This window comes from Galbibacter marinus, assembly GCF_000300875.1.
GTDB classification, from domain to species: domain Bacteria; phylum Bacteroidota; class Bacteroidia; order Flavobacteriales; family Flavobacteriaceae; genus Galbibacter; species Galbibacter marinus.
In genome coordinates this window covers 1-26,013 of record NZ_AMSG01000009.1, presented here as the reverse complement: position 1 = coordinate 26,013, position 26,013 = coordinate 1, and the positions used below count along the sequence as shown (strand labels likewise).

The window sequence follows — 26,013 nt, the reverse complement described above, 5'->3', positions numbered from 1 at the left end:
AAGAACAATCCGTAAAAGTTCTATAGACTGTGCGGGAAATAAATTAAAAATTGCTAAATCACCAACAATGAAAATGAAAAAGACCGCTCAAAGAAGATCGTTCATTCTGCAAAAACTCGACGAAGTAGGCCAAGTAAATGTAAATGAGTTAAGTGAACTTTTAGGAGTGAGTGAGGTCACTATCCGAAATGATCTGGATAAATTAGAAAAAAACAATTTGTTGATCCGAGCACATGGTGGGGCGTTTAAGACCAACAATTTAGCATTGACCGTTACAGAGAAAAAGCGAATCAATCACGATATAAAAAGGGTGATCGGTAAAAAGGCTGCAAGTTTAATCAAAGAAGATGACAGTATCATATTGGATTCCGGAACAACAACCTTTGAGATCGGAAACAATTTAAGTCATTTCAAAAGGCTTACAGTAATTAGTAATGCTCTTGACATTGTCAATAATCTTGCTAACTATAAAAATCTGGAAGTATTCATGCCTGGAGGATATCTAAAAGAATTTTCCATGTCCTTAGTCGGACCAATGGCAGAACGTAATTTCAAACAACTTTATTGCAATAAACTCTTCCTAGGTGTGGATGGTATTAAACCTAATCTAGGTATTTTCACCCACTATATGGAGGAGGCTTATCTGAATCAGATTATGATTGAGATCGCAGAAGAAGTGATCGTGGTTTCTGACTCTTCAAAATTCACTCGTAGTGGCTTTGCTTTTATCAGTAATTTTGATAAAATCGATAAGTTGATTACCGATGAAAAGATCGATGAAGAAACAATTGAAATTCTTCAGAAGAAAAACGTTGAAGTTATTATAGCTAGACCCTAAACAAGGGATTCAAGACAACTGATACGGTTTTATTGGTTGTCGAATTAATCAGGTACAACTAATTACTAAATGTAACTCGTTTAAGCTGAAAACAAGCTACAGTTCAACTATATATTTGGCTTAGCGGTCATAAAGCTTGACCATATAATCTAGTTGCGCTCACAACAACAGAATCTATTTATCTGCACATCATAAGTAACTTCGTTTCTAATGTACTAGAATCAAAAGTCGTTTATTGGATTAGGACCTTGGTTTAAAAATTCCTATCGTACCGTATTTGGTCCTAAGCTCGTTGTGAGATGACTTAGGACGAATCTTAATAATTACCAGTAATTCGGCGGGAGTGGTTTCTCAAGCAAGAAACCCCATTAGGTCAGTGTGAGCTCCTCCAACCAAATTAGGAATGAGAACGTGAACACCTGGATAGGAACTAACTGAACAGTTATAACGGCTCTCCCTACCGAAAGCTACTGGTTTTTAAAGCCTGGGAAAAAATCAACACATAGAATGTTTTGAAGCTTCTACCTGTAATTGACTACAGGTAGAAATGGGAAATTTGAGCAAGGCAATCAATAAGAAAAATTGAGCGTAGAAATCCTTGTCAACACACTTTTTTTGCATAATTTTGAATGTTGTTTTAATAAAACGATAGTTTTGTTAATTCCTACGGCTCTCTGTCACCTGTCAAATGCACAGAGGGCCTATTTCTTCTATTTAATTCTCTTTATCTATCCCATATCCCAGGCTATATTTTAAGTTTATAATTAATCATTTTCTAAAATTTATTATTTAAAAATCTACCATTGAAAAAAGGGTGGAAATAAACTGGTTAACTAAATTTTTAGCCATAAGCAAAAAACAAGTTAAATACATTATTTCTACCATCATCGATGGTGCTACATTCAAAGGAAAGTTATACTTCAGATGCAGGATTATACAAACAAGGCATATATCCTACTATGTGAACTAAAGATTGAGTTCACTTAAATTACTACTAAATTGGCTTTTTTGGTTTCTTACTGTTCAACCTGTCAAATACCGACACCCTTAAACCATAAACAAGATGTAAGGACCAATTTAATAATGGTTGTGCAATGGTTGGTTGCTCTTTCATATTAAAGATTTCAAATGAAAAATCTAAATATTCAATAAAATTGGATCTTAATCAAAAAGGATAAATTACTGATATCTATCCTAACACTTAATTGTTGGCTAATATATAAAAAAATTATTAATTCGGATTACAATCCGAGAAGATATTTTTTACAAATCCCCTTTTTCTTATTAACAACTTACCAGAAAAAACAAAAATTACACACTGTAAGTTAGAACATTACTGATTTCCGATATACTTATCCATGATATAATTTGTTACTGGTTTTAAATCTTCGCCATTAACAGGATGTAATCCGTACCAGGAGAAAAATTGCAACGAATCCCTATCTACTTTGTAATAATAAGAACTTCCTACTCTTACTTCGCTCTTAGGAATCATTTTCATGTTCTCGTATAATTTTTCATCAAATCCAATAATCTCTCCAGCTTTGTCAATATTGAAGCTCAACTCACAAGAAATAATTTCAAAATGCGTGATTTTCCAGATCATACATTCAGGAGGAGGAGGACCGCTAGGATTATTCATAAATATAGTATAGGACAGCATCAAACATATAATTAGAATAAGTATGCCGATTAAGGTGCGCTCTGAGACACTGATCTTGGTAAGTCTATTTATAAATCCATTAAAAGATATGGGCTTATCTTCTAACAAAAAGCTTCGATAATCACTATAGCCTAAATACTGGCTCATCGCATCTAAAAGTCCAGGCTTTGGAGTTGAATTTTCTCTCTGTGACTCTTCTACATACTTTTGGTGTAATCTTGCGAAGGACCGTGAAGAGGTTCCCTCATGACACTTAAAATCTTCTCTGAATCTATTCTCAAGATGTTTGCAGCATGCATAAACAGAGGTTTGACCTGATTCTTCTTTAGCTTTTTTAAATATCTCTTTAATTAGATACTTTATCCGAGGATCCATAGTTTTTGAAATGTTAAAATTTGGGTGGAATCACTTTTTAATTGGAAGCTAAATTATATAAAACCCTTAAAATCTAATTACGGAAAACCTCAAATCAAATCCCTCGCTATAAAAATTCCATAAATTATTTATTTTAAATTTATTTTCTAGTTTGAGGAAATCCGTAGTATTTAACAAAACCTATGCCTTAGTTTTGAATTATTCTTTCTCCCTATATTTAGGTGGAGTTGTTGATTTTAAATTAAATTACAATCAGATGTTTAAAAAAGTTTTAATTGCCGAAGACATAGATACTATCAATCTTGGATTGATTGATGAGTTGAATAAATCCTTTGATTTTGAAATCCACCATGCAAAATACTGTGATGATGCGATTTTAAAATGTAAAAAAGCGATACTAGACAACGAACCTTATGATCTGCTGATTTCAGATCTTTCTTTTATGCAGGATCACAGGGATTGCATAATAAACTCTGGTGAGGAACTCGCAAAGGCAATTCTGGCATTGCAACCTGAGATAAAAATCATTATCTACTCTATTGATGATAGACCTCAAAAAATAAAATCTCTTTTGAAAAATCCTGGAGTGAATGGATATATATGTAAAGGAAGGGAGAGTTCTAAAGAAATGATTAGTACAATTAAAAATCTTCAAGAGAATGACACCTACCTTTCTCCAGAGCTAGTACGCATGTTAAATCAAGAACCAGTCTACGAGATCCAAGATTATGATATCAGTCTTTTAAAAGAACTATCCTATGGGCACAATCAAGATATTATCTCTGAGAATCTAAAAGCTCAAGGAATTCATCCTTCTAGTGTGAGCAGTATTGAGAAACGAATTAACAAATTAAAAATTTACTTTAAAGCTAAAAATACAGTTCACTTAATTTCGCAAGTGAAGGATTTTGGGTTGATTTAATTTATAGAAAAAGCCATGGTTACGGGATTCCGTAATAGGTATCCCTTGAATCAAAGTAATTTTACAACCACAATGATAATAGTTTTATTATTGAGCCATTATTACGGTGGTGAGGGTCAGTTAGTCCTGTGTTATTTTAGCACAGGACTTTCTTTTTATCACATCACTGCTGACCGTTTTAACTTCGCTCGGTTTTCTCCATTTGTTCTATATATCCTTGAACAGTCATACCTGTTCGTGATTTAAAAGCTCTTGTAAATCTTGAGATACTCCCAAAGTTTAACAATTCAGTTAAATTTGCATAATTATAATGTCGAACGTGTTTTTTAGTTCTGAGTATGCGTTCAAGCTCATCAACTTTTAAATCATTGATATAAGAGGTAAAGGTCTTGTCATAAGTATCCTTTATTATGATGGATAGGTATTTAGAGTTGGTATTAAGCTTAAGAGCCAAAGAACTAAGATTTATATCATCTAAATACTCCTTTTCCTTCTCAAATTTCTTAAGGTTATAAAGGATCGTTTCTCGGGTATCAGATGGGACATTTTGATCGTAGTATTTTTCACTCCTCGGTCGAATTTTCTCTGGAAGGTGGTATTGTTTATCAGAGCGTTTTTGTTGGTACCAGCGCCACATTGAATAGCCTACTAAAAAAACAACGAGTAATTTCCAAAGGAAGCTATACAGCTGTATCCTTGTTGACCTTTGATGAAGTGCATTTTTTTCGTTCTGTAGTTTGGCTAGGTTATACTCTTTATAAACGGTGGAAGAAAGCTCCTTGTATTTGTTATGAATTACACTATCAGCTGTAATTAGCCTTTGACTATAAAAGTTTTGACGCTGCTGATCATTTTCTTTATTATAATATTCAATCAAGAGCTTATAAGCCTCGAGAAACTGAGGGTTGATATAATTCTTAAGCGAAAAGGTCCTGTCCATGTCTTGAAAGTACAGGATCGCTTCATCGAATCGATCCAACTTCCATAGGCTTAGTCCGATATGCACTTTGGCAGAAGTCACATTGGCAAAATCCTCCTTTTTCTCAATCTCGGGAAGAATAGCACAGAGTGTATCAATGGCCTGGTGATAGGATTGTAAATGATAGGTATTCACGCCTTGTAATAATATAAAGTAAGGATCCATCGTATGATTAGCGATTTCCAAACCAGATTCAAGTCCCAATTGACAAAAATCGTTGCTCAACGAATAATTACCCAAATTACTATGACATAAAGCAACTGAGTGCAACGTATTTAAATAAGCACGGGGATGGTTGTCCATATAAAATTCCAAACAAGAATTAAAGAGTACTAAAGCTTCTTGGTAATCGCCTAAGTATTGTTTAATATGCGCAATACTATATGTTATTTTGTAGCGTAAATAAGGTGATACTTCAGCACTTGTAGCCAAATCATCAGCTTTTAGATAATATTCCAATGCCCGCGAGTACATTGTTTTTCTATAAAACACAACTCCCTTGGTTAAATAAGCTGTTGCTAGAAGGACACTGTCACGGGATTTTTCGGCCGTTATAACCATACTATCGGCATAAGACAAACGATGATTCTCTGGTGCATTATGCAATAAATTTTTATAGCCAGCAATAATTTTTTTAGAGTCTTGATTATATTTTGCTTTATGGAGATAAGCGAGCAAATAGAGCGTTCTTTGCGAAGAATCTTTTTCCTTTTTATACTCTTTCAGTAGCTGGCTATAACTGAAACTTAGTAAAGAGTCTGAAGAAATTTTTTCAGGACTTTGCACCAAAAGCAATTGTCCAAATAGCACTGAAATGATACATATCCATTTACTCATTACACGGTTAGTATTGGTTGGTTTAAGGGTATAAGATTAATGCGGAGATTATCAGTATTCTCCTAGTGTTCCTTACTAAAATACAAAAAATCAAATAACTATAGCCTCTATGTAGAATGCAAAGGAGTGATTCATATAGTTTTAGAACTCTACAAGAGCTATAAACTAAAAAAAAATAAATGGTCAATACACCTCAAAAAAATAAGGGTATATACTCGGTCATTTTCTGAATATGACCGCATCAAATTAAATCGACAAAACCACATAATATACTAATATATAGCATTTTGCAGTTTATCATAAAGTATGTAAAGAAAATGAATACATAATTTTTAAACTCTGATTCAGTTACTATTATGACTTCTCTTAATTCGGTCATATTCTGAATATGACCGACCTACATCTTGCTTAATAAAAAAACTGCTTTTAAGTTTGTTTAACATTTATGGAATGTTAGCTACTTACTGAGTAGCAACTTCATGGTTCTGATTACCCGGGTAAGATGAACTGAATTAATCATTCAGTAATTCTTAAATAATCAAAAATGAGAACACTTAAAAAATTATGTATGCTAATGGCTTTATTTATAATTGGCTGTAGCACTTCTAATGACCTTACTATAGGTTTAGAAGACTTAGAAACCGATGCAATTAATGCGGAAGAAACCTTTGGCGCAAATCCATTCGAGCAGATTGGGCCATTTTATCAACGGATGAGGACTACTTATAACCTTCAAAATAACATGAAGCTTAAAGACATCTACAACCAACTTAACCAAACCCTCTTAGCATATAATATCGAAGTAAAAGGGTCAAACAATGATTCTATGCCAAATGAAATTCCTAGTTATTTTTTAGCTGATGAAACTACTCTTTTAAGCATCATCGAAAATTCTGCGCTAAACGAAACCGCTAAAACAAGTTTGTATGAGTTTATGCAAGATCTTCTGAATTACAATGGAGATAATTATGATTTCGTATTAGCGCAAGTCTACAAATACGAATCAGAAACCATTAACAACAAATATCTCACGAGCTATGATAGACAAGTCATTCTAAGTTTCACCTCACTTGTTAAAAATTCTCATGGATATCAAAACGCGCTTGCACATCAAGCCAATGAAGATGAAGATGAGTTGGAAGATCAGGACTGGGATATTTCTGTTGGGGAAACAGTTGTGTATCTCGATATTTCACTAAGCGAATCTATTCAAGAAATGGTTCAGGCCATGTACGAAAGCTTTAAAGGGCTTTAAGGCATCCCCTCAGGACTTAATCAATAAAGAAACAGCTATCAAAAATTTATTGTTGATCATCAGTCTGTGAACAATCTGAAAAAAAGGTTGAGCAGAAGATTCCTTTATTGAAGATTGTTGTTTTGATCTGCATTTTAAGGGATCATATTATTCAAACTATTATAAATCAATGTAAAAGGTATGGCTCAGTATGTCTTCGCAATTTAGAATTGAAGGGTCTGTGGAGAGCGAAAACATTACCTGCCATACCCTAAGCGAAGGTGTCTCCTTCTCTAACTAATCTACACTCTTGTCATCAATTGAGGGAGACATACATCGCTTTTTAATTATTCTTTTAAAGTCTAGGCACCATAACCTTCTAGCACCATTTACAGGTAGAAGGAGAACACTTTAGAAGAATACCTGACCTATTTCCGCTGAAGGATTAAAGCAAATACAGGAAAACTCCTCACTCGAGGGTAGTTCCATGTAGATTTTCAGTAGGCTATTAATACAATAGAACAATCAAAACAAAATAATTCATAAAACCTGCTATTCCAATGTCGAAAAATTATCATCACCGTGGTGTTATTCACCCTCCATGGTTTTTGTACCACAAGTGCTACTTCCACATAGCTTTCTTATAAGCTTCTCAGAACCCATTATAACCGCCGTTCGAAGAACCATAAAAGGCGGTAGATCTTAAAATTCCTCGATTACAAAATAAAACCATATGGGCAACAAAATGCCTGAAAAATACTTGAGAACGACATGACAGCACTAAAACAAAACGAGATTACCAAATCATCTCAATTCTACGAAAACCTCTACCATGAATTTTTTTCAGACCTAAAAAATGCAAAGCATTTGATGACACAGTATTATAAAATCCGAGAAATCGCAAGAATTCAAAGTCTTGTGGTATCAGATTATAAAAAGGTATGGTGGTTACTGCAAAAGGATCCGAATTTTTCATCCGAAGAACTAAAGCAAATGAGTGGTAATTACCAGAGCATCCTAGAGCGTAGTTTGGAGAACACGGACCTTTTAATCTATGTCATTTCTACCTTTTCAGTAAGCATGACCGAATCAGAGCGAATAAAGCTAATTAGCGATGTAGAGACGAAGGTGAAAGAGAATTTAAAAGTGTTGCAGCACTACAACTTTCACAATGGACTTATCAGTCTTCAAAGAGCCAAATCAGCAGTTCAGCGAGAACATCTCATGTCACTATATGAGTTAAAACCCTTAAACCAATAAATTATGATAAGGAAAAAATACAGCCTTATAACCACCCTTCGGTTTTTGGGAATCTCTGACTTGCCAAGACTCATATTTAAAAGATAAAATACAAACTGATGTTTCAAAAACTCAAAAATATAAGCACCGCTTATAAGGAGGTCCGTAGAGTCTCTATTATAGCTATTTGCGCTAGTGCCTTAATGGGTATAGTAGCCCAAGGATTTAATTACTCAATAATAAAGCGTATGCAAAACCAAATATATGTGCTAGCCGATGGTAAGGTGATCCAAGCATATGCCTCAACAAGACTTATAAATATCCCTATTGAAGCCAAAGATCATATACGAAGCTTTCACCTCTACTTCTTTAATCTAAATCCCGATGACCCACAAATCAAACAAACCATAGCAAGAGCCTTCTATTTGGCGGATAATTCTGCTAAAAATGCCCATGAGAATTTAAGTGAGCAAGGATATTATACCAAACTTATAAGTAGTAATACAAGCCAACGAATCGTCATTGATAGCATTCTATTAAACTTAGATAAACATCCTTATAAATTTAAGTGTTATGCCACACAAAATTTAATGAGTAGCAGTAGCAAAGTTACTTTGAACCTCGTCACCGAAGGACAACTGAAAACCATCTCTAGAAGTAAAAAAAAATGCGCACGGTTTCTTGATTGAAAACTGGAAAGTCATTCAAAACAAAGAACTCAAAACCGAACACCACAGCAGCCCTTAAACTATAACTATAGCATCATAATTACCACCGAAAGCACAGGCACAGTAACTTTTAAATTTCTAACACATGCAACACAAGATCACCACATCACAAAGTAGATTTCTATTCATGTGCCCCCTACCATTAATTATATTAGTCTCTATAGGATTTTGGATTCTAGATCCAAGACAATCTTCCTTAATCCCTCAAATGAATATGGCCGAGAATTTCAATCGCCAAACACCTATTTCTAACCCAAATCTCTCCGCTATTGATAACCAGCTAAGTTATCACAAAGAAGCCGATGCCAAAAAAGTGACTTGGCACACCATGCAATTTAGTAACTCTGTAAGTAGTGAAACTATCAGGTTATCAGATATCTCGCTTTATATCCCATCAGAATATATTGCTAGAACATCAAGGGTAATTGGAAATACAGAAATACTTAAGAGAAAGCAACAACTACTCCGAAAAGCACAAAACCTAGTAGCCCATAATAATCCATTGCGACTTTCTGAGACAAAGAAAGAGCACAACTTTCATACAAATCCATCTTCAATTGTGGATCTAGAACAACTAGAAGAAATAATGATCCAACTCTCTAGCTCACAAATAAATGATATAGAGCGCACCCAGCTCAATGAATTATTAGAAACAGCATTAGATATTCAACATCCTAGGCGCGTAACTAAGCGAGTTGCCACATCTAAAAATGCTAAGGTTGAAGCATATTTTAAGCACACTTTCCCTGTTTGTGGTCTCGGCTCAGAGGCGCTTCCCACATCATATTTTGATAAAAATATTGGATTCAGTATCAAAAAAAGAAAGTATAAAAAAACAAAATGTTCAAAACACCATCGCTCGTTTAGTCGACACCAATAGTAGTGGGGTTTTAGAGAAAAAAAATTAAAAACAGACTATTAATCAGTATAACACAGATTGAAGAATTATTAAACTATTAACCATAAATTTTTTATATTATGCAACAAAACAATGTAGATTACCTGAAAGACCAAATTAAATATACTGGATTTGGAGAAAATTTATCAGACCAGCTATCAGCAAAAATTAAGCAGCAATTAGAAACCTTCACCCTTGATTATCAGACTTCCTATGGTCTAACCGACATGAAGGTAGAACTTTATTTTAGCAGGTCATTAACTCATGAGATGTATTTTTTTAATGCCTATGTGGTAAATCTAAAAGGTCCAGCTGGCAAAATGACTCAAACATTTTATATTAACAAAGGAAATAGTATAACATTAAAGGAGGCTTATAATTTGATGAGTGGTCGCGCCGTGCACAAGGTTTTCAAAAACAAAAAAGGAAAAAGCTATACATGTTGGGTGCAATTAGACTTCTTTAACACTACTCCAAACGGAAACTACAAACTAATATATTACCACGAAAATTACGGATTCAACTTAAAATCAACCATCTCCAGATACCCTATACTTGAAATGGAAATAGAGGAATTTAAACACAGTATTATTGCCTCGCTAAAAAAAGGTAATATGCAAATGGTAACCTTTGATTTTTCAGGTAAAGAAGAAATAAGGTTTATTGAAGCAAATCCTAAATTCAAATCAATTATTATGTATAATGATAAAATGGAAAAACAGTTCTGGAAACCAAAACCATCCACCGCGAAAAACTTGGGTGAAAAAGGAAGGAGACCAGAAAAGGAAACGGAAAAGAAGGTTAAACAAAAGAAGGGGAAGAAGGTAATAGAAACTCACAAGACAATGGCTCACAAGAATACTCCTAACCCTATCGAAATCCAGAATGTCAAACGTAAAATAAGACCTAAGAGCCCAAAGGAAGGCTAAGGTGTTTTGGTGTTACAACCTAATTTCCCCACCCCTTTATGGAAGTGCGTCCTAGAGATGGAATTTTAGTACGCTTTCAAATTGGTGGTAAACTCATGTTAGTTTATTTAACCTATTTGCTCTAAGGAATTAACTAAAATAGCCTAACTCAGTCTTTTGATCAGAAGTATTTAATTGAAAAACATAAATTTTCACTACATTTGAATTTCAAATATTTCTAACGGAATCGGTTGCGTTAAAATTATCATCTTATTACCATGTAGTAATTTGGATGCATTTCCAGAAGTTATATTTAAAAACAAACGGCAAGCTATAATTTTACTAGATCACACCAAACGACAAAGTCGATGGCACATGACATCTATTGTCTGGACTGAATTATTTACCAATTGACCTGATCATTTAGCGTGCTTTTTTGCAAACAAAGTAAAAGACTTTACAAGTGAAAAAAGAGATTACTATATACGACCTAGCCAAAGAGCTCAACTACTCCCCTTCAACGATTTCTCGCGCGCTTAATAATCACAAAAGCATTAGCCCTAAAACCATTAAAAAGGTCAAAGAGCAGGCGGAGAAAATGGGTTATCGGCCCAACACCCTAGCTGCTGGACTACGAAACAACAAAAGTAACACCATAGGAATTTCCATTTCAAGAATCAATAGACACTTCCTATCTTCCATGATTAGTGGTATTGAAGAAACGGCAAGAAAGTCTGGATTTAATGTCATTATTAGCCAGAGTGATGACAAATATGAAAATGAGGTCAGAAACCTAAAAGCACTCTACGATAGTAGAATCAGCGGGTTAATTGTTTCTCTTTCCATGGAAACAGTTAACACGGATCACTTCAAACCCTTTATCAATCAAGGAATTCCAGTTGTTTTTGTGGATAGGGTGCCACAAGGATTCAACACCTATAAAGTTGTGATCGACAACTATAGCGCTGGATACAATGCCACAAAACACCTAATCGACAAAGGTTGCAAACGCATAGCTCACTTCGCTGGTGCACAGCACCGAAATGTATACCAAGAGCGTAAAAAAGGTTATTTGGACGCTTTAAGAGAACACAACATCCCTGTAGATGAACAGCTTATCATTCATTTTAAAACCTTGAGTTTTGAAGAAGGGGAAAAAGCCACCAACAAATTACTAAAGTTACCCATTCCACCTGATGGAATATTTTCAGCCAATGACACCGCTGGAGTAAGCGCTATTTTATGCGCCAAGAAAAAAGGTGTGAAGATCCCTGAAGAACTAGCTATCATAGGATTTAACGACGACCCAATTTCTTCGATAGTAGAACCTGCACTTTCCACCATGAGTCATCCAGCTATGAAAATGGGAAAAATTGCTGCAAAACGTATCCTTAACCACTCCTATAAAAATCACGATGAAGAAGTTTCAGAAATCACCGTACTGAGGACCGAAATCATTCAACGCGCTTCCTCTGATAAAAAATGATAGGCTAAAAAGGTGTTTTTAAAGCGGATACCCTCTTTTTTATTTTAAATTAATTTAACGCAATCGGTTGCATAAATATTTTGTTTATAAACGAATTTTCACTTATTTTACTGTTTGAATATCGTTAACCAATCAAAAACAATCGATTTCAACATGAAAATAAAAACAATGTTTCACCAAAGGCATGTTTTAATGTGCTTCTTATTGCTGGGGTTTTACTCAACTGCTTTTTCACAAAGTGGTTATGGCCTTTGGCTAGATTATGAAAAAGTAAATGATGCTTCCATATTAAGCGACTACCAAAATCAGATTCGATCCGTTTATTTTCTCGGAGAAAGTGAAACACTGAATCTAGCGAGAGAGGAACTAAAATTAGGACTCAACAGTTTACTTGGCTCCTCTATTGATTTTTCATCTACAAATTCTAACAATGCATCAATAACAGTTGCCACGTTTGATCAACTAGAGCGAAAAACTCAAAGGAAATTAAAAAAAATTGACATTGCCAAAGATGGCTATTATATTGGCCATGATTCAGGGAAGATCGTAATTACCGCCAAGGAAGATATCGGTATTTTATACGGAGTATTTAACTTTATAAGGCTACTTCAAACTCAACAACCCATCGATAACTTAGCGATCTTGGATGCTCCAAAAATCGATTTGAGAATTCTAAACCATTGGGATAACTTGGATGGCACAATCGAGCGTGGATATGCTGGTAAATCACTTTGGAAATGGCAAAAGCTACCAAAATATATCGACCAACGTTATATTGATTACGCTAGAGCAAATGCCTCGATTGGTATTAATGGAACAGTACTTACCAATGTAAATGCCAATGCGTGGGTTTTAACACCGAGTTATATCGACAAAGTTGCTGCTCTTGCAGATGCTTTTCGTCCTTATGGCATTAAGGTCTATCTCACCGCCCGTTTTTCTGCTCCAATTGAAATAGGTGGTTTATCAACCGCAGATCCTTTAGAGGCTAAAGTACAACAGTGGTGGAAAACCAAAATTGATAGTATTTATGCTAAAATACCTGACTTTGGCGGGTTTTTAGTCAAAGCAAATTCTGAAGGACAACCTGGACCTCAAAACTATGGTCGTACCCATGTCGATGGTGCAAACATGATGGCCGAAGCCTTAGAGCCACATAATGGGGTGGTGCTCTGGCGTGCCTTTGTTTATTCCGAGCATGATGCTACTGATAGAGCAAAACAAGCCTATTCGGAGTTTGTACCCATGGACGGGAAGTTTAAAGAAAACGTAATTGTTCAGGTTAAAAATGGCGCCATTGACTTTCAGCCTAGAGAACCTTTTCATCCTATTTTTGGTGCAATGCCTAAGACCGCGCTTGCCATGGAATTCCAGATCACACAAGAGTATTTAGGATTTAGCACCCATTTAGTATTCTTACCAAAACTATATGAAGAAGTATTGCAAGCAGACACCTACCAACAAGGAAAAGGGTCCTTGGTGGCAAAAGTGATCGATGGTAGTTTGGACAATCATAAAATATCAGCAATTTCAGGAGTCTCCAATATTGGAAGTGATTTAAATTGGACAGGGCATCCTTTTGCTCAGGCTAACTGGTATGGGTATGGACGCTTGGCATGGGATCCTTATTTGGATTCAGAAACCATTGCTGAGCAGTGGCTAAGAAGCACCTATTCCAATGATAAGGACTTCGTTAAACCAATGACAGATCTACTGATAGAATCTAGAGAAGCCGTTGTCAATTACATGACACCTTTAGGGTTACATCATATGATGGATACGGATCATCATTATGGACCAGGACCATGGGTTTCTGAATTACCAAGACCAGAATGGAATCCAACCTATTATCACAAAGCAGATTCCAAGGGTATTGGATTTGACAGGACTAAACAAGGAAGTGATGCAATCGCACAATATGCCGATCCTGTTGCAAAGAAATTTGAACAACTTGACCAGGTACCTGAAAACTTACTTTTATGGTTCCACCATCTGCCTTGGGACTACACCTTATCTGACGGGAAAACCCTTTGGAACTCTCTTGGAATACACTATCAAAAAGGAGTAGATCAGGTAAGAGAAATGAAAAAAGTATGGGAGCAAATGAGCCCATATGTCGACCCTATATCCCACAAAGAAGTGAGTATGCTTTTAGACATTCAACTCCATGAAGCTATTTGGTGGAAGGATGCCTGTATGTTATATTTCCAAAAGCATTCTAAACTGCCATTTCCAAAAGCCATGGAAAAACCAAAACACTCTCTAAAACATTACAAATCTTTAAAACACCCATATGCCCCAGGGATATAAAGCTATGGGCGCTATAATAAAACACACATAGATGAATAATAAAATTGCAATAATAACAGGAGGCAATGCAGGTCTCGGATTTGCTGCGGCAAAAAAGTTTTGTGACAGCGGGATCACCACCTATGTTATCGGTCGAAACCCAGAAAAAACAAAAACCGCTTGCCAAGTCCTTGGATCCAATGCACGCCCTGTGATATTTGATTTAAATAACCTTGAAGAGATACCAAGGCTTGTGAGCGATATCTTAAGTGAAGCTGGAAGTATCGATATTTTGGTAAACAATGCGGGAATTAATATGAAGAAAGAATTTTGGGAGGTTACCGATGCAGAGTTTAATCAAATCATTCATACCAATGTTCTTAGTGTATTTGCCATCAGTAGAGAGGTTGTCAAACAAATGAAGACACAGCTCTCTGGAAGCATCGTAAATATCAGCTCCATGGCTGCACAATATGGAATCCCAAAGGTCATAGCTTATACTGCAAGTAAAACAGCCATTGAGGGCATGACGCGTGCCATGGCCGTGGATCTTTCCCAATATGGTATCCGAGTAAATTGTGTTGCTCCTGGGTTTATAAAAACCAATATGTCATCAAAGGCATTAGATAGTGATCCGGAACGTAAAAGCAAAGTACTCTCGCGTACCCCAATGGGAGCTCTTGGAGAACCCGAAGATGTGGCTAATGCTATTTATCACCTAATTAGCGAGCAGGCCAAATACACCAACGGTGTGGTATTACCTGTGGATGGAGGAAACAGTATTGGATTTTAATTCTTTTAATAACAATTGTATGTTTAAAATGCAACAGACCATGCGTTGGTTTGGTCCTCAAGACAGCACCACCTTGGCGGATATTCGTCAAAGTGGGGCACAAGGCATTGTTACTGCACTTCACCAAATTCCAACGGGAGATAGTTGGAGTGTAGAAGCTATTGTAGAAAGAAAGCAACTCATTGAAAAAGCAGGTCTTCAGTGGACAGTGGTAGAAAGCCTACCTGTTCATCCCGAGATTCAAAAAAGAACAGGAAACTATCAAACCTATATAGACAATTACAAGCAAAGTATTAAAAATCTTGGCGAGCTTGGAATTAAGATCGTTACCTATAATTTTATGCCAGTACTGGACTGGGTACGAACCGACCACAACTATAAGAACAAAGACGGTAGCTTAGCCCTTGGCTATCATCGGTTGTACTTTATTTACTTTGATGTCTTTTTATTAAAAAGACCAGGTGCAGCAAACCAATATTCCAAACAGGAGGTTTTGGATGCAAAAGCACTCGGAGAGTCCCTTAGTGAAAAAGAGCGTGAACAGGTATTTAAGAATGTACTTTTAGGTCTTCCAGGAAGTTCAGAAAACTTCACTTCCGATAAACTTTTGGAATTACTCCAAGGATTTAAGGATATCACTGCAGATGATCTAAAAAGCAACCTTATTGAATTTTTAAAACAGGTTGTTCCAGTAGCTGAAGCCTCTGGAGTCCAGCTAGCCATTCACCCAGACGATCCACCATTTTCGGTGCTCGGACTGCCAAGAGTGGTTAGTTGTGAAAATGATCTAGACCAGATTTTCAGTGCAGTTCCATCTTTTAATAATGGACTTTGTTATTGCACGGGGTCTTTAGGGGCAGTTTCTGAAAATGATTTAACAGCTATAATCGATCGATTCGGTGATCGTATTCATTTTCTTCACCTTCGAAATGTTCAAAGGGATGGCGACCATATTTTTAGGGAATCCTCACACTTGGATGGTTCCAACGATATTAATTCTATCATGGAAAAATTGGTTCTTTTAATGCAAAAACGAAAAATATCAATTCCGATGCGCCCAGACCATGGGTTCCTACATGATAGGGATAGGAATATAACGCATTATCCTGGCTACTCGCTTTTGGGAAGGCTAAAAGGTCTAGCAGAACTCAGAGGCCTCGAACAGGGAATTCTTTTTAAACTAATTCACTCACAATAGACACAAAAATGAAATCGACCAACCTTATAAAACCACTATTTTTAGCAGCCTTGATACTAGGTGGTATCCTAATAACATCTAGTTGTGAAACTAATAGTTCTATGGAAAATAATTCAAGTCTTATTAGTTTAAAACAAGCCTATAAAGACTATTTCCCAATCGGGGTTGCAGTGAGTCCTTCCAACTTTAAGGACAGTCTTGAGCGCGGTCTAATTTTAGAACAATTCTCAAGTATCACAGCTGAGAATGTCATGAAAGCTGGCCCTATCCACCCTGAGATCGATCGCTACAATTGGGAACAGGCAGATCAAGTAGCTAACTTTGCTAGAGAACACGGTTTAAAATTACGAGGGCATGCCCTTATTTGGCACCAACAGTACCCTAAATGGTTTTTTAAAGACCAAGATGGGAATCGCATTTCCAAGGACACCTTATATGCAAGAATGCGCTCTCATATCCATACGGTCGTAAATCGCTATAAGGACATCGTCTACGCATGGGATGTTGTCAATGAAGCCGTTTCTGATTCGATTCATAAAATTCACCGTGAATCCTCCCCTTTTTATCAAATAGCTGGGAAGGAATATTTAGTTAAAGCCTTTGAATTCGCTAAAGAGGCGGATCCAAACGCACTATTATATTACAATGATTACAATGCAGTTCGACCAGGTAAAGTCAATCGTATCCATAGTTTATTGCAGCAGATGATAGAGGATGGTGCTCCAATTGACGGAGTTGGTATTCAAGGTCATTGGTCAATTTACGAACCTTCCAAAGATGAACTCACCTCCGCTTTAGATCTCTATAGCTCCTTAGGACTGGAGGTTCAAATTACAGAACTCGATGTGTCGCTCTATCGGTGGGAAAAACACCAAAGACCTCTTAAGGAAGGAGAAAATAAAGGTTTTACTGATTCACTTGAGCAAAAGCAAATTGCCCAATACGAGGCTATTTTCGAAGTTTTCAGAAACTATAAAGATGTTCTAACTGGGGTAACCTTTTGGAATATATCGGATCGGTACTCTTGGCTTGATCACTATCCTGTGGAAGGTCGAAAAAACTATCCTCTATTGTTTGATACGGAACTTCAACCTAAAAAAGTATACAGGAAAGTTGTAAACTTTAACCAAGAATAATTCTTAACATTCTTTAATCATACACCATGAAAACAAGAAGCACGATTATTTATTTATTTTATTTAGGATTACTGCTTTCAGGGCTCCATAGTTTTGCACAGCAATCCTATATCACCCCCCAGCCCGTTGAAGGCGGTTTTGCGATCGTGGAGCAAAACACGGCAGCCCCCATCCTTTTTAGCAGCGCTGATTATCCTGGGGTTCAAAAGGTAGCACGCGAATTAAAAAATGATATTGAAAAGGTAACTGGAATTACTCCCAACCTAAGCAGTGAGCTAAGCTCTGTAAACGCAACTGCTATTATTATAGGTACCCTTGGAAAAAGCGAACTGATTAATCAATTAGTTCAGCAAGGAAAAATCGATCAGAGCGCCTTAAAAGGGAAATGGGAAAAGTTTATCACCACTATTGTTGAGGATCCCACACCTGGGATTCAGAAGGCACTTGTAATAGTTGGATCAGACAAAAGAGGAACCCTTTACGGGCTTTATGACCTCTCAAATGAAATAGGAATATCACCATGGCATTTTTGGTCGGATGTGCCAGCTAAAAAACACAAAAGTCTTTACGTTACCCCAGGGATTCACACCATGGGAGAACCAAAGGTTCAGTACAGAGGGATCTTTATTAATGATGAGGCTCCCGCCCTCTCAGGATGGGTTTCGGAGCATTACGGAAAGTTTAATGCTGAATTTTATGAAAAAGTATTTCAGTTGATTTTACGTCTTAAAGGAAACTTCCTTTGGCCAGCTATGTGGGGAAGAATGTTTTATGTCGATGATCCAAAAAACAAAGCAATGGCTGATTTATATGGCATCGTTATCGGAACATCACATCACGAACCCTTGGGTCGTGCTCATGCGGAATGGCAAAAGTTTGGAGAAGGTCCTTGGGATTACACTAAAAATGAGGAAAACTTAGATGAATTCTGGAGAGAAGGAATGCAACGTATGGATTCCACAGAGGTTATTGTAACTGTTGGAATGCGGGGTGATGGTGATGAACCTATGACCGAGGGCACCGCGATCGAACTTCTTGAAAAAATTGTAGATAGACAGCGAAAAATCATTTCTGAGGTTACCGATAAACCAAGTGAAGAAACCCCTCAAATGTGGGCACTCTACAAAGAAGTACAGGATTATTACGATCAAGGAATGCGCGTTCCAGAGGATATCACTTTGTTGCTTTGTGATGACAACTGGGGAAATATTAGAAAGCTCCCTTACCTAGATGCCGAGCCTAGAGAAGGAGGCTATGGAATATATTACCACTTTGATTATGTGGGAGGCCCAAGAAACTACAAATGGATGAACACCAACCAGATTGAAAGAGTCTGGGAACAAATGAATTTGGCCTATAACTACGGCGCCAATAAACTTTGGGTGGTAAATGTCGGTGATATCAAACCCATGGAACTCCCCATTAGTTTCTTTTTAGATTATGCTTGGAATCCTCAAAAATGGACACCAACTAAAGTTGCTCAATACTATAAAGATTGGGCAGAAAATACCTTTGGAGTCAAGCACAGTGAGGACATTGCAGATATTTTAAAGAAATACACCAAATACAACGCTAGAAGAAAACACGAACTACTAAGTCCTTCTACCTATAGCTTAAAACACTACAATGAAGCGGATCGTATCTTGAAGGAATTTGACGATTTGGTTAAAAAAACATTAGATCTAGCCGATAAGATCCCTGCTTCCTATCAGGATGCATATTACCAGCTTGTTCAATTTCCAGTGGTGGCGAGTGCTAACTTAAATCACCTTTACATAGCAGCCGCTAAAAATAGACGATACGCAGAACAAGGAAGAGTGATCGCGAATAAGTACGCTGATAAGGTAAAGGAGTATTTTGAAAAAGATTCCTTGCTAACACAATACTATCATACACAGCTAGCTGATGGTAAATGGAACCACATGATGTCACAAACCCACATTGGATATACCTCGTGGCAAGAGCCTAGATATAATAACATGCCCGAGGTAACCTATGTAGAATTACCAAAAAAAGCAAAGGTAGGTGTTGGTATAAGCGGTTCTACAGCATGGTATCCAAATACCAAAGACACCTTAGTATTACCAGAATTGAGCTTATTCAATCCTTCTGAATCTCAAATTACCCTTTTTAATGCAGGAAAGGATTCTTATAAATACAAAATAAAAACCAAGGATCGATGGGTGGACATTTCTAAGACAAAAGGAAAGGTTGAACAGGATCAACCTATTGAGATAAATGTCGATTGGAGCAAGGCTCCAATAGGTCAATATTCTTCATCAATCACCATTGAAGCAAATGGGCAGGAAATAGTGGTAAAACTACCTATTAACCACATTAATTTGAATCATGCCAAAGGGTTTATAGAACAAGATGGCGTGATTTCAATAAATGCCGAGAACTATACTGATCAATTAGCCAGTGATCCTTTTAAATGGCATGTTATACCTAATATTGGAAAAACCTCATCTGGTGTTACAATCAGTCCAGAAAAAATCGGACCTCAAGAAATTACTGAGACCTCACCCCGATTACAGTATGATTTCCATAGTTTTTCCACTGGTGAGGTAAAAGTACATGCGTACTTCTCGCCCACTCAAAATTATACCGATAGAGACGGTTTAAAATTTGGGATTGCAATAGATGACACAGCCCCACAACTAGTTAATTTTCATCAAGAAAACACCCACCGCGATTGGCAAATGTCTGTAGCTAATAACATAAAGGTTATCACTACCACCCATAAATTAGATAAAGCTGGAAACCATCAGCTGTACTATTATTTAATAGATAGTGGATTAGTGCTTCAAAAGATTGTAATTGATACCGGTGGACTTAAAAAATCATACTTAGGTCCTGAGCAAAGTTTCAAAAAGATTGATAAATAAGTGTACTTAATTAGCAATTAGCCCCCCATTCCTACGGTTAGTAATAAAAGCAAACCCGACTACTTTTCTTAGTAATCGGGTTTGATCTTTTTATGTTAATCTTTGCTATATCTAAGACCTATGCATCAATCTTAGCATACACAGCATTCTTTTCAATAAATTCTCTCCGTGGTGGAACCTCATCTCCCATTAACATGGAGAAGATACGATCTGCTTCACTACCATTATCTATGGTCACTTGTCGCAGGGTTCTATACTCTGGATTCATAGTAGTATCCCAAAGCTGTTCAGCATTCATCTCCCCAAGACCTTTATATCGCTGAATAACAGCACTACCTCCGTATTCCTTGTTTAACTCATCACGTTTCTTGTCATCCCACGCATAGGCTTTTTTGGCACCTTTTTTAACTAGGTATAAAGGTGGAGTCGCGATGTAGACATAACCATTCTCTATTAGTTCTCTCATATACCGGAAGAAGAATGTTAGAATAAGGGTCGCAATGTGAGACCCATCCACATCCGCATCACACATAATAACAATTTTATGGTAGCGTAGTTTCTCTAAGTTGAGTGCTTTGCTATCCTCCTCAGTTCCAATAGTAACACCAAAAGCGGTAAAGATGTTTCGGATCTCTTCATTTTCAAAAACCTTGTGTTGCATGGCTTTTTCAACATTTAAAATCTTACCTCTAAGTGGTAATATCGCTTGGAAGTTTCTGTCTCTACCTTGTTTAGCTGTTCCACCCGCCGAGTCTCCCTCGACAAGGAATATTTCACAAACTGCAGGATCTTGTTCTGAACAGTCAGACAATTTACCAGGTAATCCTCCACCGCTCATCACAGTTTTTCGCTGCACCATCTCGCGCGCCTTACGGGCAGCATGCCGGGCCTGAGCAGCAAGAATAACTTTTTGAACAATGGATTTGGCATCATCTGGATGCTCCTCAAGATAATTTTCTAACATTTCTGAAACCGCCTGAGACACAGCAGATGTTACTTCCCTATTTCCTAGTTTGGTTTTGGTCTGCCCTTCAAACTGAGGTTCAGCAACCTTTACAGAAACAATAGCTGTAAGACCTTCTCTAAAATCATCTCCAGCAATCTCAAACTTGAGTTTATCTAACATCCCTGATGCATCCGCATATTTTTTAAGGGTAGTAGTCAATCCTCTTCTAAAACCTGAAAGGTGGGTACCGCCTTCATGGGTATTAATGTTGTTTACATAAGAATGTAAATTTTCATTAAATGAGGTGTTATATACCATTGCAACCTCAACAGGGATATCGTTTTTCTCCCCTTCCATATAGATCACCTCACGAATTAGAGAATCTCTATTTCCATCCAAATACCGAACAAATTCTTTTAATCCTTCCTCGGAATAGAATCTTTCAAATACAGGCTCACCATCTTCGCCCTTTTGACGTTTATCAGTAAGGGTTAAAGTAATCCCTTTATTTAAAAAGGAGAGTTCTCGCATACGGCTCGCTAGGGTGTCATAGCTAAACTCTGTGATTTGTGTAAATATCGTATCATCCGGCTTAAAGGTCACCATGGTACCTCTAAGCTCTGTTTCCCCTATGGATTTAACAGGGTGAACTGCTTTACCTCGCTCGTAGTTTTGTTCCCAAATTTTCCCTTCGCGGTATACAGTTGCGGTGAGGGATTCAGAGAGTGCGTTCACACAAGAAACCCCTACTCCGTGTAATCCTCCAGAAACTTTATATGAATCTTTGTCAAATTTACCTCCAGCTCCAATTTTGGTCATTACAACCTCAAGAGCAGAAATTCCTTCTTTTTTGTGAAGGTCAACTGGGATACCTCGACCATTATCCTCTACAGTAATGGAATTATCTTCATTGATAGTGACTCGAATGGTATCACAATGCCCAGCCATGGCCTCATCGATGGAGTTATCCACTACCTCGTAAACAAGGTGATGAAGTCCTCTAGTCCCAACATCTCCGATGTACATCGATGGGCGCATACGAACGTGCTCCATTCCTTCTAAGGCCTGAATACTATCGGCCGAATAATTTTGTTTATTCAATTCTTCGCTCATAAATTTTCCTTTCAAATTATTCAATACGAAGGTTAAAGTTTAGTTGCTCTAAAACTTTTTTAAACCTTTCCTTCTATGCTAATTTAGGTAACTTCAAACATCAAATAAATGCTTGGATTGTATTGTTTGGAATACCTACAAATATACGAAAATTAAGCCGTAAATAAAAGCTTTTAGCCTCTGGAGAACGAAACTTATCAACATATTGTTAATTTCCGAAAGTTGCTTAAATTGCTTTAAAACCACCTTAAAACGCCTTTTAGGCGTTATAGAGGTTTTTGGATGCGGCCTAAAACACAAAAATCTCGCATAAGCGAGATTTCCGTGTCTTAAAACCGAAGTTCTAATATATAAAAAGCAATTTTTTAACTCTCATAAGCCTGGGTGTGCACTTTTGCAACTGCTCTACCAGAAGGATCGTTCATGTTCTTAAAGGCCTCGTCCCACTCTAACGCAATTTGAGTACTACATGCTACTGATGCTTCCTGTGGCACGCATAAAGCGGCGGCATCTGATGGGAAGTGATCATGGAAGATAGAACGGTAGTAAAATTCTTCTTTTGAGGTTGGCGTCTGAATTGGGAAACGGAATTTTGCATTTGCCAATTGCTCATCACTTACCTCAGCATTAACCATTTCCTTTAAAGTATCGATCCAGCTGTATCCAACACCATCAGAAAACTGTTCTTTTTGTCTCCAAGCAACACTCTCTGGAAGATAGGATTCAAATGCTTTACGCACTACCCATTTCTCCATTCGCTCGCCGTTGATCATTTTATCCTGTGGGTTTATGCTCATGGCCACATCCATGAATTCCTTATCTAAAAACGGCACTCTGCCTTCGATCCCCCATGCGGCTAATGATTTATTAGCACGCAGACAGTCATACATGTGAAGTTTGCTTAGTTTACGAACGGTTTCTTCATGAAACTCTTGAGCGTTTGGTGCTTTGTGGAAGTATAAGTATCCTCCGAAAAGCTCATCGGCTCCCTCACCTGATAACACCATCTTTATCCCCATAGATTTAATCACACGTGCCATTAAATACATTGGAGTAGAGGCTCTAATGGTTGTTATATCATAGGTCTCTAAGTTGTAAATTACATCCTTAATAGCATCCAATCCTTCTTGAATGGTAAATTTGATCTCGTGGTGTACAGTCCCGATATGATCAGCTACTTTCTGAGCAGCTGCTAAATCTGGCGACCCTTCAAGCCCCACAGAGAAGGAGTGTAACCTCGGCCACCAAGCCTCTGTAGAATCATCAGATTCGATTCTTTTTTCTGCATATCTTTTAGCAATGGCAGAGGTTACTGAGGAATCTAATCCTCCTGAAAGTAACACTCCATAAGGCACGTCAGACATGAGCTGTCTATGTACAGCAGCCTCCAATGCTTCTTTTATTTTATCAATACTTGTTTGGTTATCTTTAACCGCATCATATTCTGTCCAATCCCTAGTATACCATCTTTTAAATTGTCCATTTGAACTATGAAGGTAATGTCCTGGAGGGAATAATTCAATTTTAGTACATACACCTTCTAGTGCTTTTAATTCTGAAGCCACATAAAAGGTTCCGTTTTGATCCCATCCTATATAAAGTGGAATAATACCCATATGGTCTCTAGCTACAAAGTACTCGTCCTTTTCAACATCATATATGGCAAATCCAAAAATACCGTTCATCTCATCGATAAAGTCAACACCTTTTTCTCTGTATAGTGCCAAGATAACCTCACAATCAGATTCTGTCTTAAACTCATAAGAACCTTCGAATCTTTTACGAAGCTCTCTGTGGTTATAAATCTCACCGTTTGCAGCAAGAACTAGCTTCCCATCGCTACTCAATAAAGGTTGTTTCCCTGAAGCTGGATCTACAATTGCTAAACGTTCGTGCGCTAAAATTGCTTTCTCATCGCTATAAATACCACTCCAATCTGGTCCTCTGTGTCGGACTTTTTTAGACATCTCTAATAACTGAGGTCTTAAGTCCTCTGCACTTTCTTTTAAATCAAATGCGCATACAATTCCACACATAGCTTTCTATTTTTATAATTTGATGATTCTCAAATAATGATTTACAAGGCAAAATTGGTTCATTTGTTTCAATATAAAAACCAATATAACCATTTACCTTTCAAATTAAAACTTAAAAACAATGATTCAGTTATAAATGAAATAAATTATAAAAAAAATTAATATTGGTGTTAATAAAATGTAAGTTCTAGGTTGTTTTTGCCACTTTATAATTAAGTTTGAAAAGTATTTAAATCCTAATGTTCAATTAATAACAAACAACGACACTATGATAAAAACCATTATTGCAAGCCTTTTTGTCCTCACGATGATTTTTGGAGCAGAACTACAAGCTCAAAAGTTTAGCGGACTTGACAAAAGCCCGGCTGATATTGCTTATTTCCGACCTGAAAAAAATGCAGCTCCCCTAGTTAAAGTAGTCTACAGCCGACCACAATTAAAAGACAGAACCGTAGGTATCGACCTAGCACCTTTTGGCGATGTATGGAGAACTGGTGCTAATGAAGCTACAGAAATCAAATTTTATAAAGAAACTGGTTTTGGTGATCAAACCATCGCAGCAGGAACTTATAGTTTGTTCAGTATTCCTGGAAAAGATGAGTGGACTATAATCCTAAGTAAAGATTTAGATGTTTGGGGTGCTTATTCGTATAACCCAGATAATGACGTTGCTCGCATCACTGTTAAACCAAGTACCTCAGAGGAAAGTCTTGAGGCCTTTGGTATTACATTTGCTCCTAATGGAGACGCTGGCGCTCAGATGGTAATGGGATGGGATACTGTTCGTGTAGCAGTTCCATTATCCTACCAGTACTAAAAAACAGACCAAACAATGGTCCACTAGTTAATAAAAAGAGCGGAGTTACTTTAGTTAGTTTCTCCGCTATTTTATTATTCTAATTTTTCTTAGCGCTCTTATCCTCTTTGAATTAAAGAGTCAACTTCTAAGTATTTTGTTTTCATTTCACTCAAGGCAAAACAAGCAGCTGCAGCTGTTAATACGGAATAATCAAAGACTCCTTTAATTCCAGAGGAAAATGTCATGGACAGTGCAAATATCAGCAACAGATAACCGCTTAATTTTGCAAAGAGAGAGGTTTTAAATCCGATCAATAAAAAGACAGCAAATACTACCTCTAGAACTGTTGCTACAAATCCAATAGCTGGGATCATTGACTCAGGAAACCACGGGTTTATAAATGCTGTATAATCCAAAAATGATTCCCAAGTACCCCAATTAGAGATTTCTTCATCCCACAATCCAAGTCGATCGGCCACCGCTGATAAAAATCCTAAAGCGATAGATAAGCGAAGGGCTAGTTTAATGATATTCTGCATAATTTTAGTTTTATAAACCAGAGCATAAACCCATTGATTACGGCGTGTCGATGGGATGTAAGCTCCTTCTGTTAACTTTGCTCGGTTTGTATTCCTTAGTGGTGTTGGAGGGCTCTTCACCAATATCACATAAAGTAATTCAATCAAAAATAGGTTTTTTAGAATTACT

General features: G+C 37.0%; 19 protein-coding genes. 14 read left to right on the top strand and 5 right to left on the bottom strand.

Going from position 1 to position 26,013, the window contains the following annotated elements:
• The first annotated feature begins 67 nt into the window (after nucleotides 1-67).
• Complete coding sequence (agaR, locus tag I215_RS08160) at nucleotides 68-838, top strand: transcriptional repressor AgaR (protein WP_008991490.1); 771 nt, start codon at nucleotides 68-70, stop codon at nucleotides 836-838.
• A gap of 1,333 nt (nucleotides 839-2,171) precedes the next feature.
• Here the strand turns inward: agaR and I215_RS08155 are convergent.
• Complete coding sequence (locus I215_RS08155) at nucleotides 2,172-2,876, bottom strand: hypothetical protein (RefSeq protein ID WP_008991489.1); 705 nt, start codon at nucleotides 2,874-2,876, stop codon at nucleotides 2,172-2,174.
• A gap of 256 nt (nucleotides 2,877-3,132) precedes the next feature.
• On the opposite strand from I215_RS08155, the gene I215_RS08150 reads away from it, so the two are divergent.
• Nucleotides 3,133-3,798: a response regulator transcription factor gene (locus I215_RS08150; protein WP_040460088.1), complete on the top strand. Its 666-nt coding sequence runs from the start codon at nucleotides 3,133-3,135 to the stop codon at nucleotides 3,796-3,798.
• Between the two features lie 178 nt (nucleotides 3,799-3,976).
• Here I215_RS08150 and I215_RS08145 read toward each other — a convergent pair whose 3' ends face one another.
• Entirely contained in the window at nucleotides 3,977-5,614 is a 1,638-nt protein-coding gene (locus tag I215_RS08145) for an AraC family transcriptional regulator (protein ID WP_008991487.1), read from the bottom strand.
• 544 nt (nucleotides 5,615-6,158) lie between these two features.
• Between I215_RS08145 and I215_RS08140 the strand changes: the two genes are divergently transcribed.
• The 11 genes from I215_RS08140 to I215_RS08090 all read left to right on the top strand — a co-directional run bounded on the left by I215_RS08140 (nucleotide 6,159) and on the right by I215_RS08090 (nucleotide 20,411).
• Complete coding sequence (locus I215_RS08140; protein WP_040460055.1) at nucleotides 6,159-6,869, top strand: hypothetical protein; 711 nt, start codon at nucleotides 6,159-6,161, stop codon at nucleotides 6,867-6,869.
• 750 nt (nucleotides 6,870-7,619) lie between these two features.
• Nucleotides 7,620-8,108: a hypothetical protein gene (locus tag I215_RS08135; RefSeq protein ID WP_008991485.1), complete on the top strand. Its 489-nt coding sequence runs from the start codon at nucleotides 7,620-7,622 to the stop codon at nucleotides 8,106-8,108.
• Between the two features lie 98 nt (nucleotides 8,109-8,206).
• Nucleotides 8,207-8,776: a conjugative transposon protein TraK gene (gene traK / locus I215_RS08130; RefSeq protein ID WP_008991484.1), complete on the top strand. Its 570-nt coding sequence runs from the start codon at nucleotides 8,207-8,209 to the stop codon at nucleotides 8,774-8,776.
• A gap of 124 nt (nucleotides 8,777-8,900) precedes the next feature.
• Nucleotides 8,901-9,695: a hypothetical protein gene (locus tag I215_RS08125; protein WP_008991483.1), complete on the top strand. Its 795-nt coding sequence runs from the start codon at nucleotides 8,901-8,903 to the stop codon at nucleotides 9,693-9,695.
• 98 nt (nucleotides 9,696-9,793) lie between these two features.
• Entirely contained in the window at nucleotides 9,794-10,642 is an 849-nt protein-coding gene (locus tag I215_RS08120) for a hypothetical protein (protein ID WP_008991482.1), read from the top strand.
• Nucleotides 10,643-11,084: 442 nt separating this feature from the next.
• Nucleotides 11,085-12,107, top strand: coding sequence for a LacI family DNA-binding transcriptional regulator (locus I215_RS08115; RefSeq protein ID WP_008991481.1), 1,023 nt, complete (start codon nucleotides 11,085-11,087; stop codon nucleotides 12,105-12,107).
• Nucleotides 12,108-12,260: 153 nt separating this feature from the next.
• Complete coding sequence (locus I215_RS08110) at nucleotides 12,261-14,417, top strand: alpha-glucuronidase family glycosyl hydrolase (RefSeq protein ID WP_237738942.1); 2,157 nt, start codon at nucleotides 12,261-12,263, stop codon at nucleotides 14,415-14,417.
• Between the two features lie 31 nt (nucleotides 14,418-14,448).
• Nucleotides 14,449-15,189: an SDR family NAD(P)-dependent oxidoreductase gene (locus I215_RS08105; RefSeq protein ID WP_008991479.1), complete on the top strand. Its 741-nt coding sequence runs from the start codon at nucleotides 14,449-14,451 to the stop codon at nucleotides 15,187-15,189.
• A gap of 28 nt (nucleotides 15,190-15,217) precedes the next feature.
• The gene (uxuA, locus tag I215_RS08100; protein ID WP_202802597.1) at nucleotides 15,218-16,387 is read left to right on the top strand and encodes a mannonate dehydratase; all 1,170 of its coding nucleotides are present in this window, start codon (nucleotides 15,218-15,220) and stop codon (nucleotides 16,385-16,387) included.
• 101 nt (nucleotides 16,388-16,488) lie between these two features.
• Complete coding sequence (locus I215_RS08095) at nucleotides 16,489-17,523, top strand: endo-1,4-beta-xylanase (RefSeq protein ID WP_237738941.1); 1,035 nt, start codon at nucleotides 16,489-16,491, stop codon at nucleotides 17,521-17,523.
• Between the two features lie 26 nt (nucleotides 17,524-17,549).
• Entirely contained in the window at nucleotides 17,550-20,411 is a 2,862-nt protein-coding gene (locus I215_RS08090; RefSeq protein ID WP_008991476.1) for a glycosyl hydrolase 115 family protein, read from the top strand.
• Between the two features lie 118 nt (nucleotides 20,412-20,529).
• On the opposite strand, the gene gyrB is transcribed toward I215_RS08090, so the two are convergent.
• Nucleotides 20,530-22,470, bottom strand: coding sequence for a DNA topoisomerase (ATP-hydrolyzing) subunit B (gyrB, locus tag I215_RS08085; RefSeq protein WP_008991475.1), 1,941 nt, complete (start codon nucleotides 22,468-22,470; stop codon nucleotides 20,530-20,532).
• A 365-nt stretch (nucleotides 22,471-22,835) separates the two neighbouring features.
• A complete protein-coding gene (gene asnB / locus I215_RS08080; protein ID WP_008991474.1) occupies nucleotides 22,836-24,506 on the bottom strand; it encodes an asparagine synthase B in 1,671 nt (556 codons plus the stop codon).
• Between the two features lie 268 nt (nucleotides 24,507-24,774).
• Between asnB and I215_RS08075 the strand changes: the two genes are divergently transcribed.
• A complete protein-coding gene (locus I215_RS08075; protein ID WP_008991473.1) occupies nucleotides 24,775-25,323 on the top strand; it encodes a DUF2911 domain-containing protein in 549 nt (182 codons plus the stop codon).
• Nucleotides 25,324-25,421: 98 nt separating this feature from the next.
• Here I215_RS08075 and I215_RS08070 read toward each other — a convergent pair.
• Nucleotides 25,422-26,013 (bottom strand): hypothetical protein (locus tag I215_RS08070; protein WP_008991472.1); only part of this gene is annotated, 592 nt, incomplete at its 5' end.

What these genes read in the sequence shown, in the direction of transcription:
- agaR (WP_008991490.1), top strand. Translation starts at nt 68, where the DNA reads ATGAAAATGAAAAAGACCGCTCAAAGAAGATCGTTCATTCTGCAAAAA.
- I215_RS08155 (WP_008991489.1), bottom strand. Translation starts at nt 2,876, where the DNA reads ATGGATCCTCGGATAAAGTATCTAATTAAAGAGATATTTAAAAAAGCT.
- I215_RS08150 (WP_040460088.1), top strand. Translation starts at nt 3,133, where the DNA reads ATGTTTAAAAAAGTTTTAATTGCCGAAGACATAGATACTATCAATCTT.
- I215_RS08145 (WP_008991487.1), bottom strand. Translation starts at nt 5,614, where the DNA reads ATGAGTAAATGGATATGTATCATTTCAGTGCTATTTGGACAATTGCTT.
- I215_RS08140 (WP_040460055.1), top strand. Translation starts at nt 6,159, where the DNA reads ATGAGAACACTTAAAAAATTATGTATGCTAATGGCTTTATTTATAATT.
- I215_RS08135 (WP_008991485.1), top strand. Translation starts at nt 7,620, where the DNA reads ATGACAGCACTAAAACAAAACGAGATTACCAAATCATCTCAATTCTAC.
- traK (WP_008991484.1), top strand. Translation starts at nt 8,207, where the DNA reads ATGTTTCAAAAACTCAAAAATATAAGCACCGCTTATAAGGAGGTCCGT.
- I215_RS08125 (WP_008991483.1), top strand. Translation starts at nt 8,901, where the DNA reads ATGCAACACAAGATCACCACATCACAAAGTAGATTTCTATTCATGTGC.
- I215_RS08120 (WP_008991482.1), top strand. Translation starts at nt 9,794, where the DNA reads ATGCAACAAAACAATGTAGATTACCTGAAAGACCAAATTAAATATACT.
- I215_RS08110 (WP_237738942.1), top strand. Translation starts at nt 12,261, where the DNA reads ATGAAAATAAAAACAATGTTTCACCAAAGGCATGTTTTAATGTGCTTC.
- I215_RS08105 (WP_008991479.1), top strand. Translation starts at nt 14,449, where the DNA reads ATGAATAATAAAATTGCAATAATAACAGGAGGCAATGCAGGTCTCGGA.
- uxuA (WP_202802597.1), top strand. Translation starts at nt 15,218, where the DNA reads ATGCAACAGACCATGCGTTGGTTTGGTCCTCAAGACAGCACCACCTTG.
- I215_RS08095 (WP_237738941.1), top strand. Translation starts at nt 16,489, where the DNA reads ATGGAAAATAATTCAAGTCTTATTAGTTTAAAACAAGCCTATAAAGAC.
- I215_RS08090 (WP_008991476.1), top strand. Translation starts at nt 17,550, where the DNA reads ATGAAAACAAGAAGCACGATTATTTATTTATTTTATTTAGGATTACTG.
- gyrB (WP_008991475.1), bottom strand. Translation starts at nt 22,470, where the DNA reads ATGAGCGAAGAATTGAATAAACAAAATTATTCGGCCGATAGTATTCAG.
- asnB (WP_008991474.1), bottom strand. Translation starts at nt 24,506, where the DNA reads ATGTGTGGAATTGTATGCGCATTTGATTTAAAAGAAAGTGCAGAGGAC.
- I215_RS08075 (WP_008991473.1), top strand. Translation starts at nt 24,775, where the DNA reads ATGATAAAAACCATTATTGCAAGCCTTTTTGTCCTCACGATGATTTTT.